Genomic DNA, 14589 nt, shown 5'->3' with positions numbered 1-14589 from the left:
ACGGGGGAGAGCACCTTCGGTGCGTTGAGGATGGCTGCGCCATGATGAGTGTGCCTAACGGTACGTTTGTGGCATTGCCTCTACATAATCCACAGATAAGTACTCTGGTTGTTCATAGTTTTGGATGACCCTGTCCATCATGGCATGGAGTCCTGATTCGCTTGCCCCATGGATGAGGATTAGAAATTGGTATTGATTCCAAAGCGTGAAACTGTCTCCTTTGCGTAGGTGCGTCATTAAATGACTGGTGAAGTGTTTGATCCTGTATTGTTCTCGTGCTAAAGAGTGCTGTTTTGCAAGCGGGGTTAATCTTAGTACAGCTACGATAAAGGTTTTGCCATCGCGTTCATTTCGCCGTTTTTCCAGTTCACAAATAGATTTGAAAATGTCTGGCTCTACATAAAAAGCGTTTTCAAAGGTTTCAGGCGCTGTGAGTGAAGCGATGAAATCTTCTGTATCACGTTGTGGAACGGTAGACACCAGCAATTTGTAGAGGTTCTTAAAATCCTCTGAAGGTTTGAGCCCCATCTCACGGTAGTAAAACGACGTGATTTCATCATAATGGGCTAAAGCATCTTTTTTTCGGTTGATGGCTGTCAATGCTTTCATGTATTCAATGTGAAACCGTTCTTCATATGTATCAATCTGGATGGCCTGTTGACAAAGGTCCAAAATCCGAGAATAATCCCCAAGGCCATAGAGGGTATCCACAGCGTCATTGAGGGCATTCAAAAATAAGCGTCTGTAATAGTTACGCACGCTAAAAACCCAGTGCTGTTCATATAAATCTGGAAGATAATCGCCCTTATAAATGGAAATTGCCTTCAGGCAGTTAGACAGAACATCTGGATCATTACAATTTTCTGCTGTTAAAAAAGATTCGAAATCAGCAGAATCAATTTGAACCTTTAAATTGGGATTCCAAAAATAATACCCATTTTCAAACCGGATGGTCCATTCTGTTTCTGGCAGGTGATCTTCTTTAAGAAGTTGCCGCATCCGGTGCATTTGACGTCTAAGTGTGACTCTGGGATCACTGTAACTTTCTGAAATCCAAACTTGATCGTTTAAGGTCTCTGGTGTAAATTTACGCGTCCGATTGGTCAGCATAAATTTGTAGAGTTCCCATATCTTTTTAGATGAGGCTGCAGTCCCAGTTAATGAGTCTTCGTCCTTAATAACTTCAAACTCTCCTAGGGTGTAAATCCTATAAGCCCCATTTTTCAATGCTTTCATAAAGTCATCCTTTCTATGTCATAAAGCTCACTAAAGCATTTACCCTAAATTTGAAAAATAAATCAAGATAAATAAATTGTAACTTTTTACAACTTAACAGTTTATTCACAAAGGGGTCATACCCTATACATAACTGATTTTTATAATGAATACAAGTTAAGGATTTACCTTAACAATCACAATAACCCCCCAAATATTTACCCCAAATGAAACAACGAAATCCGAGTGGGTTTCCCCCAAAAAAAAGCCCACTCGTGATATTCCCCCCCTTCTTAACAAATTATTAGGTTGTAGACTTACTTATTTATAAGTAAGTCTTTTTTTTTACCTAAAATCATATTTCAGGAGAGAATCATTTTAACAAAGGCATCCACAAGCCGTTTGTCGTAGAGAATGCCTGAAAGCTCTATCAATTCTTGGAGGGCTTGTTCTTCGGTTTTTCCTTTTTTATAAACGCGATCGGTGATCATGGCATCGTAACTGTCACAGACTGCTATAATTCTCGCCTCTTCACGTATATTTAAGCCACTAAGCCCCTTTGGATAGCCCTTTCCATTCCACCGTTCATGGTGCTGGGAAATAATATCATAAACATCCGCATTAAAATGGGTTTTAATGAGAGACTCTGAAAGCGTCGCGTGGAGCTTAATCGCCTCGAACTCTTCATCCGACAACCGATCGGGCTTGTTAAGAATTTCATCTTCAACAAAGATTTTTCCGAGATCGTGATAATAAGCGGCTTTTGTCAAATTGTTTAGTCGGATGGCCTTATAGCCCAACTGCATCCCCAGTTTTTTAACCAGTTCGTAAACCCTTAAACTGTGTTCGCCCGTATAGTGGTCTTTTTCTTGAATGCTTTTTAGGAGCATCGTAATTTTATCTTGACTGTCTTGAATGGTTTTATAAGTATCATAGGCAGCAGCGTGCACTATAATTACAGTGGGTTCAAGCGTTTTAAGCGTTAGAACTTCCTCTGATCCGTTGCATATGAGAAAATCACCTGAAGACATTTCCGCGTTCGTTTCCAGGATTAAGCACTTGCCACTTTGAACATAATAAGTTTTGTAACTGCCTTCACCATCAACTGGCTCTACATATAAGATGCGGTCTTCAGAAAGTTCATAAAGCGTAATTTGAATCTGTTGATCGTGGTGCTTTTTGATTATGCGCGATTGCTTGCCACTAATTTCATAGACGGACTCAGCGTCAAGTGCTGGAATATGCTTATAAACCATACGAACCTCCTAAAATAAACTTATTATACACATATTTATAGCCAAATAAAACAGTTTGTAATCATTTCGCAATAAAGTTCAGTCCAAAGAGTGCCGATAAATTATTGAAACTGTAGATATTTTAGACTTATAAATTTCCTCGAGAGGTGACCATATGAAACGTAAATTAAGTTTACTCCTAATCATTATACTTCTTTTATCCGCCGTCCCCAATCAGACATTTGCATATGTTATAGAGGGGCCGGGCGATGAAGACCCTGTTGTGAACCGAATCAATTTTCAAGTGAATAACCTTGGATTTGGTGCAACGGGTGGATTTGTTCAAATATCTGGTCAAAATCTCGAAGATGTTGAAATTAGATTTGATATGCAACCGGAGTATATTCCTGGTGATGCAGGGGGATACAAACAAATTGGAACCCGGACAGATAACGCTTTTTCATTCGTAAGAATTGAACTCAGCGCCAGAGAAGCGGTTTATTTTACAGGCAACATCATGATCAATGGTGAAGTGATTCCCCTACCTCTTTCCAGTTTTCCTGTGATTAGTGGTTCTGATAAGCGGGTCGTCAACATTGACACACCAAATGAAACCATTGTATTTCAGGGCAACAACCTCAATCAAATATTTGCCATGCCAACAGACATCACAGCGACCTATGGTGCCTCAAAAGCTCAGGCAACGCCGTTTGAAGGAACCGCAACACAGGACACCTTAACACTTGAAAACATTACCACTTCCAATTTAGGTTACCAGTCTGTCTTTCTCTCAAGAAATACCCAACTCGCAGCCTTTGACAACTTAGAAGTGGCGATTGATTACGTTTATACAGATCTCTTTAGAGTGATTCGGGACATTAACCTAACAGAAGTCGGTATGTACCCAAACACAGGTGCTAAAGGGGATGACCTCTACATTACAGGCAAGAATTTTGAAAATAAAAATTATCAAGTCTATTTTGTCAAACGAACCGATGGAACGGACCAATTGACCGCACTTAATAGGGCCACATTTGTGTCCCTAAGTGAAGCGGATGATGATGGGGTGTCAACGTTGACAGTCCGCGTACCAAATGCACCAGGGTTTGACCTTGGAAACTATTTTGTTTTAGTGACTGAAGTTGAAAACATTGCTGAGCGAGAGCAAGTGGTGGCCGAACATTATGTGATGGACGGGCCAGAATTTGAAGAATTTACAGTGATTCAGACAACCTATAAACCGAGAATTACCAGCATATATCCTGTAAAAGGACCGGATACTGGCGGCAACGTGGAAATTAACGGTACCAATCTGGTGACCTTAAATATTCCCGATTTAGATGTGCCAAATGCCACTGCAACCTACACCACAGATACAAATGATGAAAGATTGATCATTGATTACACCAGCACAGGGGCAACCTATAAAGAAGAAAATGTCACCATTCAAAGGACCATAAACATTCAAATTGGTGGAAAAGTTAAATTCCAAAAAGATGGGGCAGGTGTTCCCAGTGTGGTGATGGCAGCAACCGATAAAATCAATGTATTAACAGGCCGGATTACAGACGCTCAAGAAGACCCCTTTAAGGACGTTATAATTGAGATGCAAACTGTTATAACCAGTGACTCGGGTAAGGTCTATACCTTTAATCAAATTGTCACTCTGCCAAATGGGTATGAGTTTGTGCCAAGTACCTACACACCTGAAATTGACACCATTTTACCGGATAAAATCCAGGTGGAGGCAGCAGATGCCAATTACAACAAATTGAAAGAGGACCTTTTAATCTCCATTTCTGGAAATCAGTTTATGGTTGACCGGTTTGTGGATGACACAGGTACTGTAATTGTAAGAATGCCAACCGTTTTAATTAAGAAAAATGACAACAATACCGCCAATAACCGCTACCAACTGGCCTTTTTTCCAAATGAAGAGGTAGATGGCGTTAGGGGCATTATTCGATATAAACTGAACGAAGACGATGCCACATCAACTGTGTTAAGAGACTCAGAAGGCCGAATCATTCCGCTTGAAATGACGGTCTTGGATGCAGATGGCAACGTGGTCACAGGGGTTGAAGGCAATCAGCTGGGCACACGGATTTTAGTTCGAATTCCAAATCAGGCCTTAATTTCAGACGCAGGAATTAAACATGTTCAAGTGACCAATCCTGTGAGAAAATCGGATGACTTTGGCGATGCAGCCATTAAGTCCAATAGTGTTGAATTTATTAGCACAACGGATATCCCTGTAATTGAAAGTGTTGACCCTAATATCATAACAGTAGAAGGGGGCGACACCATTACCATAACAGGGTCTAACCTTCAAAATGGCATGCGCCTATTTTTGGATGGTGTGGAACTCACAGATTTTACAAGAGAACTGGATACAGCAGGCAACAAGATTATTGTCACTTTTACAGCGCCACCAGGCCGGGAAGGGACAACTCAGCTTTCTGTTATGAACCCAAGTGGGGGCATAGCCGTTAGTTCTTTTAGTTATGTGAAAACATTTCAACAGAATCCAATTCTTGAAACGTTTACACCACAGCAAGGCACCGCAGATACACTTGTGGTTGTCAATGGCGAGAACTTTTTAACCCCAGACCCAAGTGCGGTTTTGGAATCTGGCGTGGACGGCTATAGACTCATAGGGTCCAGAATTCTTTTAGATGGAAAAGATGTAAACACCTATAATCTAAGCCCATCAGGCGATATTATTTTTAACCAATACGCCGTGCCAAATGCCAATGCGCTTATTGGGAAAGATGGCGTTAAAGCGGTTTACTCACAGTTCAAGGACAATACGACAGTGACTTCTAATGTGGACGGCAACACAGTTTACGCCACTTTAACCAATGATGACGCCAACAATCCAGCCTTTAAACTGGAAAATGACATCTACGCCATTAAAGGGACAACAAGTGGCTACGAGGCTTATGATGGGGATGGCGACTTAATCGGATCAGCCACCATAACCTATACAGGTGGGGTCAACCAAGGCGTTGGCACCACAACAATTGCCATAGAAAACGGGCCGGTCTTTACAGCTAAAATGGACAACCGATTGGCCAGAATTGGCGTGGACAGTGAAGGGCTAGAAACAGTGTACCTTTCAAACTATGTAAATTCCATCACCCTTAGATCTGGAGAACTGATACAACCGGAACGGTTTACACTCAGTTACAATTTTGCAGGTGACCCCATCCTCACAAATGGTCGGGAAAAAACTTATAGGTTGGTTGTGAAAAATAGTGCCATTATTGCACGGGATAACATTGGCAATGAAACGGCTTTAGACTTTAATGCAGATGGCCTTTCCATTGGTGGGCCAGGGGTTTACCAACTGGATATGATTACCCCTTATATGAAAGATGATGTAACGGGTGCAATTACTGGCAATAACACAACTGTTTTTTCAAAAAATCAAATTATCTTTAAAGTGCCACCCCTTTCAACCGGTAGGGGCTATAAGGATGTTACCGTTATAAATCCGGACACAAAAAGTGATTCCAAAACAGGTGAAGAAGGCTTTTACTATATTTCTCAGGCCACTTCAAAGCCTGTTATTACAACCATTACGCCTACAAAAGGGTCTGTTGATGGTGGGTATTACGTTACCATTAGAGGCAGTGACTTTGAAGATGACATCAAGGTCTATGTGGATTCCGTAGAAGTGCCAAAGACAGATACTTACGTGGACATAAATGGCAAGTATATCATTATCAAAATGCCGCCGTCCATAAAGGACCTCAATGCAGATTATGGCGTGGACAGGATGGATGTACCAGTGGTTGTGGTAAATCCAGATGGTGGAAACGCCTGGAAAGAAAAAGGTTTTACCTATATTATTCCAACATCGACCCCAACTATAGACCGGATTATTCCCACAGGTGGGTCTGCAAACGGTGGACAAATCGTGGAAATTATTGGCTATGAATTTAGATTTTATGAGCCTTATGAAAACTCAGTTGGCAGTGACCGATATGACCTTGGCGATAAATTTGAAGACCTTTATATTAATGGGAAATGGGATGATATTTTAGCGGATGACGTTGATCCTGAAGCCGTTAAGACCTTCCCAGAACTTACAAACCCCTACTACGACGTTTATTATGAATCGCCTATTTTACCTAAAATATACTTTGGAGAAAATGAAGCGAAAATCGTGGAGTATTCGAGAGGGTACTTGAAAGTCATAACCCCACAGCATGCACCGGGAAAAGTAGAAGTATATGTGATTAACAACGACTCTGGTGTGAGCAATAAAGTGGATTACACCTATACCTCCACAAATCCTGTTATCAGCTCCATGGTGCCAAACTTCGGCAGACGGCAGGGACAGGAACCTAAAGACATCTACGGATCAAAGTTCTTTAGGTCACAGCTTTACGGCTATGCCAACGATGACCCAACTGAAATTGTCCTGCTTGAAGAGGTGGACGCCAGAATTCGCTTTGGCGAAATAACCAATAGGAACATCAACCGGGTAGAGCCTAACTCAGGCTTAATCAACAATCAGAGGGCCTCCGTAGAACTGGAAGGTGGCCTAGATGTAATTTATAGAGGGGACACAGAATCCGTACAAGTTACCGTTACAGAAAACAACATCATTTACTCGCGGACCTTTGATTATGATGGCGAAACCGTCTACGTGCCACTGGGGATGCTCAAATCATCAGCTGACAATTACTACGTGCCTCAAAATCTCAAAGACGTTGACCCAGAAGTGTATTCCGGCAATGCCTATGAGTACATCCGGCTTGAAATCACCGACAGGCGCCTTATTGTAGAGCGTGGCTACGCACCAGAAGTACAGTATGACAACGAATACCACGTGGCAGTGTACACACCTTCTTACTACAGCATTGGCACTGTACAAATGACCTATTTTAATGCGGATGGTGGAAGCGCTTCGCGTGCATTTACCTACACAAACCCAGACAGTGAGCCAAGAATTCTCACAGTAGAGCCTAAAATCGTTTCATATGACGAAGAGGAGTGGTTTGTGGAAGCGTCCGTACAAGGCGGCGTTGACATTGAAATTATTGGTAACGACTTTAGAGAAGGCGTAAAAGTATTCATAGGCCCTTACGAAGCCACTGTCAAAGAACTCACCACAAAAGTCGTGGATGGGCAGGAATACGACCTCATTGTAGCCAATGTGCCACAAGGGAGTGAAAATGACATTAATGCCCACTATCCGATTATGATTCAAAATGAGGACCAAGGTTTGGCCTCTTCAGCAAATCTTTCGGATTTACTGGGTGAAACCAATTATCAAGAAAAAAAATTGCCCATTTACTTTGTGTATAAAAAGCCACTTTCAGGGCCGAGAATTGACACCGTTACCCCAGAAAAAACATCTATTGCAGGGGGCAACACCATTACCCTTAGAGGGGCTGACTTTAGAGAAGACGCATATGTAATCATAGGCACACGTGCTGGTATCCCAATTACCAATGTTGAAATTTCAGAACGGGGTACAAAACTGACCTTTAAAACGCCACAAAATATGACCCTGGGATCCAAAACCATTCAAGTGCTCAATAACGATTATGGGATTGCCGTTCGTGAAAATGCCATTACAGTGGTATCGGCACCAACACTAGATCCTGTCGTAACAGACCTTGATGGCAATAGACTTAGCAGGATTCACGTGACAGGTGGCCAAGAAATTATACTAAAGGGGACCGGATTTGCTGAAAATGCACGTGTTTACTTTGGTGGCGAATGGCTTACTGTCAGACCGGGAGAAGATGTTCCAGAATCAGAACACGGCATTTATAGGGACGACAGCATTCACTACGTCAAGCAAGGGACCATGGCTCAGTCCGTTGAGTTTATTGATTCAACCACACTGAAAGTGACAACGCCTGAAGTTTTGTTTGAGGGTGAAATTGCCATAGTGGTCAGAAATGAAGATGGCGGTACAACGGACGATTCTGTTAAACTGGCGTACACTGTACCAATTCCAGCTGACCCAAAAGGCTTAAAAGTCACTGTGGTGGATGACCAGTACATCAAGCTCTACGACTACATCGCAGAAAATGCCCAGTACTTTGAAATCTATGTGTACATGGGGATTAAAACAGATTCTGAACTGGTAAACGCAGGGTATAGGGACTTCCAGTACCTGGGCATTACCGACATTGAACCTTATAAAATCACGGAGCTCCCAGGTCTTGAAAACAGAGAAACCGGCGAGCGCATTGTATTTGTCCTTAAAGCCGTTAATAAATTCGGACCATCTAATTTTTCAAACCTCGCAGCCTTGACACATGACCAACTTAAGGATGTAGATGAAATTGGCCCAACGGATTCAGATGGCGATATAGGGGTTCCTGAAGGGGAAACACATTTGGTGACAACAAGTGGTGACCGCATACAAGTGGACTTTGCGCCGAAACTCACACAGACGTCATTAAACCTAGACTTAAAAGACCAAGTGACAAGCGGGACAACCCTCAAACAAATTGTCATGCCGGAATCCTTGGTTAAATCGGGCCGGACCAGCATCACGCTAGATTTTGGTCAAACCCTGTACCGGTTTACGCCGGTGAGTTTTGGAACCCAGACCTTCCATCAGATGGCGGTTTATTATGACACCTATGCAAGGCTTACAGAAAATACCCAGATGAATGGTGCAAGGGCCTACCTCACACCGAGCATTCGAGGCAAGAGACAAATTTCCAAAGTCTATAGCATTGGCTTTGATGCCAGTGCCAATGAAGGCGCTTCTGCTTTTGATACCCTATCGGGGACCATGGATGTGACATTTAACTACAACCCACAGGGCTTATCCTTAGCAGACGAACTTCAAATCAGACTCTATAAATACGACTCAAGAACTGGAACTTACAGTCCAGTGGAAGCCACAATTGATACCGGACTGAACCGAATTACAACCCGAATCAATCAGGCAGGACATTTTGTAATTCTCACAAACTACTAGGCAAAGGAGGCCAGACACATGAAAAAAATCACCATCCTACTACTTATTTTAAGCATGATTATGCCAACTGCCAGCTTTGCCTATTCACCCTTTGACACCTTGGTGCCACAGTTTACAGCCATCCCTACTGACACAGAAAACGCAGAAGAAATTAGGGGGTCGGCCAAGGGCTTAGACATTTTGGTAAATGCCAGCTATGTTGACATCAGTGACCTTTACAACAAAGAGGAAATCATTCGTTTGTCGGCACTTGGAATTGTTAGAACTTATGGGGCAAGACGCTACTACCCATCTGAGCCAGCCACAGGCTATGACGCCATTTACCAATTGGTCCGTCTATCGGGTGGGGAAGAAGCCGTAATGGCCCGTGTGGATGCCCTTATGGGCTCAGCCACTTCTGAAGATCAGTTTACAAGGCTTTTAAATCAAGAAATGCTTGTTGAAGCACAAAATACTGGCATTGTGTTAGACACAGAAGTTGTCGGCCTACTTGAACCGGTTAGCCGGGAGCAACTTGCTGTCTGGGTCGCCCGAACAGCTGGTGTGCCCAACAATTTTGACCAGCAGACTTCCTTTGCTTTTTCAGATTGGCAGTCTGTGAATCCCACCTACAGGGCGATTATTGAAGACCTTGTTTCTCAGGGCCTTATGCCCCTAAAAAACGATGGGACTTTTGACCCGAAAGGCACTTTAACGCGGAGTGAACTGGGGGAAATCTCAAATGCCCTACTGGACGTCCAAGCAGATGGACTGGGCATGGCTTCAAATTTTGGCCTTGTTGTTGGCATAAAACCTGAAACCCTCTATGAAGATGGCAATACCATAGACCGCCGGACCATCACTGTTAAAAATGTGGACGGCACCGTAACCAATCTTATCAGCGAAACCCACACAAAGGGAAACGTTCGTGTGGATTATAGCGTGTTTAAGGACAACTTATCCACAAGCAGCAAGTCCATTGACCTTGGGGATGAACTGGAATACATTACAGTAGAGGGTGTCCTCCACTATGCGGAGGTTCTCGATGACAATAAGGTGCTTGAACGGATGGGGGCAGCTGCAGAAGCAGACCTTTACAGCATTTATCACTATGGCACCGTCTCTGACCTCCGAACAGAAACCCGAGTGGTCAATGGCCAAAGCGTTATTACAGAAATTTATCGCATCACAGATGTCACTGGCAATGTCTTTGACATTTTAGTCAATGAAGACACCTACACCGGCAGAAGGGATGACATCATCACCTATAAAGATGGTGGCATTGGCGGGGTACAGCTTCTGGAAAACGGAGACGCTGTCCAATACCTCGTCAACGCCGACAACCAAGTGGTCTATATAAAAGTAGCCCCCCATCAAAATCAGCAAATTTCAGGAACCATTCGTACCGTAAGTCCAATTGCTGAAGATGGGCCGGCCACCATGACTATTTTTGGCTATGACGATAGGGTATACACCTTCCCACTGGCCCCTTATGCCATTTTAACCATTAATGACAGAGTCACTGGCATTGACAATTATGTCTATGGGATGCCCGTTACAGTGGACATTACAAATGGCTATCTGGTGAGCGCACGCGGGGAATCCTACAGTGGCGAACCAGGCTACATTCCGCCTTTTGGGAAAATGCGCATGGGCAAGGTAGACCAAATCTATCAAACCAGCTTCTGGGTCAACCTTTCAGACGATCAAAGAGAGCTTTACAGAGTTGGCCCCAATACAGTCTTTACAAAAGATGGCAACATCGTTACAGCAGATGCCTTAAAAACAGGTGCTTCTGTTAAACTCTATTTTGACAATATTGCAACCGATGAAATTTCCAAAGTGGAAATCGAAGCCCCTGAAATCCTTTTTGAAATCATTTACAAGGGGCAACTGAAAAATGTCAATTCCGGTAGACGGGAGATTCAACTGGTTGGCGGAGATGGGTTCTCAAAACCTGAATTTATTGCCAACAACGACTGGACACCAGCAGAGGCTTATACCCTTAACCTTAAGATTAACGATCAAACTGAATTCTATGCTGGAGACCAAAAACTCACCCAAACAGAGCTTTCCCGCAAGTATCAAAACTACAACGTTTATGCAGTGGTGAAAAGTGTCTACGGTCAGCCAACAGTGGTTAAACTTTCTGTTCGAACAGGTGGAGAAAGCACTTTCTCAAGTCGAATTCGAACAGTTGACCACACCCTTGGCAGGTTTGACATTAACACCAAAGAAAACTTTAACCTTACAGAAGGGACCATTGTCATCAAGGATGGCCTTGTGGTGCCAAACAGCCACATAAGTCCAAGAGACACCGTCTATGTGGTTTCAGAAAGCCCAACGGGCACCTACAACAAAAATGCCATGGTGGTGAAAGTGGTTACCCCGTTTGATGACATCTTTGACCGGATTCGAATTGGTGCTGTTGAAAACGTCAATACATCCAGCTTTACGCTGGCCAATTATACCAGCTACACCAATAATTTTTTAAATGCAGTGAATCCAAACATTTCAGGAGACTACAAATTCTACACCAACTCCAGAATAGTGGATGTCACAGATCCTGAAGAAGACCTTGTCCTTAAAGCCAGTGACTTCTGGCATGATGCGTATGCCAAAAGTGAAAATGTCACTGAAGGTTACCACCCTCAAACACAAGGGCTTCAGTTCCAGCGCTACTATGCTTTTATGGTGGTAAACCCAGCAGATAACTCGGTTATTGCCATGCACATGCGCCACAAGGGCCTGCTTCCGGGACAAAACATTGACGACAGCCTTTACAAAGAAGCGGACATCGCCAAAGAACTTGAAAAAACATACCAAAATGCCGTTCTTTCCAGAGGGATTGTCACAGGCTTTGACCACAACTGGGATCGAATTGAACTAACAGATTCCCACGACTGGACAGCCTATACAGGCCAATGGACTGCAAACCGTACCAATATCTTTGTTCGCTACACCGATACCATTGTTATCAAAAACAATGCCATCAAAACTGTAGACGACATTCAACCCGGCGACTATCTTTACATTATGCGCATCAAGGACAATGCACTTGTAATCTTTATCGAAAGCTAAAAGGAGTTCATCATGAAACACTGGATTATAAAAGTGGCCCTATCCCTACTGGTCATCCTATTAACTGGCACAATTTCACATGCAGGCATCATCTGGATGGATGGTGGCGTGGTTGGCGATCTTCAGATTTCCGGCGCCAATGAATACAGAGAAGTGACTTTTGTTACGGGTAAACCCGTTGTACTGAGAGGGCTGGTACAAATTCCAGATGTTCCTGAGGCATCGGATACCTACAGACTCAATTACGATTTTGAACTCACCAGTGCAGATGGTACCATTACCCTTGAACGGTCGCTCACTTATGATGTTGTTAAAACTGAAAACGCAAACATTGGACAAACCACATATGAAAAAACCCTAACGGGGTATGAAGAAACCATCAATACCCCAAATGGGATTTTCACCCTTGGAAAATACACCTTCCTTGAAGGGCGCATTATTGACAACACACCTGCTGTAGACTACTATTCAGGTAATTTCCTAGCAGAACGCACCTATTACATCGATGGTGCTTTTGGCCAAAATAATGGCGAATTTCATGTTGTTACAGACGCAAGGCCCATTGTAGGCTACAGCCATTACTGGGGTGCCAATGAAACCCAAGTAATCAAGCACAGCTTCACACAATACGGGCCTGGTGAACCGGGTGAAGCCGAAGTGATTTGGAGTGGTACTGCAGATGTGGGCATGGCCACGACCCGAAAAACCGACTTCTCTTACCAGCATACAGACCCTCAAAACATCAGTTTTAGAGGCAATTATTTTAAAATTATCCGTGAAGAAAATGTCCTCACTTACGATTACAATATGCCCTATGCCAATGAAGGTGCTGTAGACCTCGAGTCCATACGCCGGTCCACTGGAGAAGACCACATAAGCGATGAAGTTATCTTGGAATCCAAATCCCTTGTGATCCCACGCTTAAGAGACATAGGCGGCCACTGGGCAGAGGACAACATCTTCCTCCTCACTTCCCTAGAGATTTTTGAAGTGGAAAACGATTATTTCGTCCCAGGCTCTGTGATTTCCAGACTGGAATTCGGCAAGGCCGTTGTAAACGTCATCAACGGCAAGCTGCCAGAGCCCACACGGACTGAAATCATACAAAGGCAAAGACCCGGTGTAGACAAACTCTACAATGACATCTCAAGTGATCACCCAGATTACCACTACCTAGAATACATCAAGGAAAACGGCATCATGAACGGACGCAGCTACGACTTTAAAGGCAATGAGCCCTTAACCCGAGCCGAAGCCATTACCATCCTTGTCCGTGCACTTGGCATAGAATACATGGCACCGGCACCACCCTATGACACCCACTATGCCGACAATGCAGCTATCCCAGAATGGGCAAAAGACGCCATCTATATGGCATCAGAAGTGGGCCTTGTAACCGGCACACCAGAAGGCTACATCAACCCTAACGCATGGGTCAAAAAAGATGAAGCCTCTCAAATGCTCATTAACTTCATCAACCACCTCAAAGACGACATCAGCTACGACTACAGGGAGAAGATACTCAATAGATAGTGCGACTGTCGTCGCGGTGAGGGCACCTTTGGTGCGTTGAGTGCGTTAGGTGCGTCAGGTGCGTTAGGTGCGTCAGGTGCGTTGAATGGCAGCAGAGCTGCCGTTGAGTATGGCTACGCCATGGTGAGTGCACCTTCGGTGCGTTAGGTGCGTTAGGTGCGTTGAATGGCAGCAGAGCTGCCGTTGAGTATGGCTGCGCCATGGTGAATGCACCTTCGGTGCGTTAAGTACGTTAGGTGCGTTGAATGGCAGCAGAGCTGCGGTTGAGTATGGCTACGCCATGGTGAGTGCACCTTCGGTGCGTTAAGTGCGTTAGGTGCAACTGCGTTGAAAAGATAAAAATGCTTTGTGAAGATTTGGAGGTGTTAAGCTTTCGGTTTTCATGGAGTGTTTTTTTTTGGGGGATAGGGGATAGTTGGTTAGGGGATAGTTGGTTAGGGGATAGTTGGTTAGGGGATAGTTGGTTAGGGGATAGTTGGTTAGGGGATAGGGGATTGGCAGCAGAGCTGCCGTTGAGTGCACCTTCGGTGCGTTAAGGACGGATTTATTCGACACAATAGTTCCGGCAACGAAGTAGCTAATGTCACG

5 protein-coding genes are annotated in these 14589 nt (G+C 43.8%); 3 read left to right on the top strand and 2 right to left on the bottom strand.

What is annotated here, in order from left to right:
• Nucleotides 1–54: 54 nt before the first annotated feature.
• Nucleotides 55–1236, bottom strand: a complete 1182-nt coding sequence (locus JOC49_RS02270; RefSeq protein WP_204661776.1) for an AfsR/SARP family transcriptional regulator — start codon at nucleotides 1234–1236, stop codon at nucleotides 55–57.
• A 341-nt stretch (nucleotides 1237–1577) separates the two neighbouring features.
• Nucleotides 1578–2471: an HD-GYP domain-containing protein gene (locus tag JOC49_RS02265; RefSeq protein WP_204661774.1), complete on the bottom strand. Its 894-nt coding sequence runs from the start codon at nucleotides 2469–2471 to the stop codon at nucleotides 1578–1580.
• 154 nt (nucleotides 2472–2625) lie between these two features.
• Between JOC49_RS02265 and JOC49_RS02260 the strand changes: the two genes are divergently transcribed.
• The 3 genes from JOC49_RS02260 to JOC49_RS02250 are packed head-to-tail and all read left to right on the top strand — an operon-like array spanning nucleotide 2626 to nucleotide 14001.
• Complete coding sequence (locus tag JOC49_RS02260; protein WP_204661772.1) at nucleotides 2626–9408, top strand: IPT/TIG domain-containing protein; 6783 nt, start codon at nucleotides 2626–2628, stop codon at nucleotides 9406–9408.
• A gap of 18 nt (nucleotides 9409–9426) precedes the next feature.
• Nucleotides 9427–12468 (top strand): S-layer homology domain-containing protein, encoded by a 3042-nt coding sequence (locus JOC49_RS02255; RefSeq protein WP_204661770.1) that lies wholly within the window; start codon nucleotides 9427–9429, stop codon nucleotides 12466–12468.
• A 12-nt stretch (nucleotides 12469–12480) separates the two neighbouring features.
• Complete coding sequence (locus JOC49_RS02250) at nucleotides 12481–14001, top strand: S-layer homology domain-containing protein (RefSeq protein WP_204661768.1); 1521 nt, start codon at nucleotides 12481–12483, stop codon at nucleotides 13999–14001.
• The last annotated feature ends 588 nt before the right edge of the window (nucleotides 14002–14589 follow it).

Source organism: Fusibacter tunisiensis, assembly GCF_016908355.1.
GTDB classification, from domain to species: Bacteria; Bacillota; Clostridia; order Peptostreptococcales; family Acidaminobacteraceae; genus Fusibacter_D; species Fusibacter_D tunisiensis.
This window is presented reverse-complemented; position numbering and strand designations above follow the sequence as displayed.

Excerpts from the sequence above, each read along its gene's own strand:
- JOC49_RS02270 (WP_204661776.1), bottom strand. The coding sequence starts at position 1,236 with ATGAAAGCATTGAAAAATGGGGCTTATAGGATTTACACCCTAGGAGAG.
- JOC49_RS02265 (WP_204661774.1), bottom strand. The coding sequence starts at position 2,471 with ATGGTTTATAAGCATATTCCAGCACTTGACGCTGAGTCCGTCTATGAA.
- JOC49_RS02260 (WP_204661772.1), top strand. The coding sequence starts at position 2,626 with ATGAAACGTAAATTAAGTTTACTCCTAATCATTATACTTCTTTTATCC.
- JOC49_RS02255 (WP_204661770.1), top strand. The coding sequence starts at position 9,427 with ATGAAAAAAATCACCATCCTACTACTTATTTTAAGCATGATTATGCCA.
- JOC49_RS02250 (WP_204661768.1), top strand. The coding sequence starts at position 12,481 with ATGAAACACTGGATTATAAAAGTGGCCCTATCCCTACTGGTCATCCTA.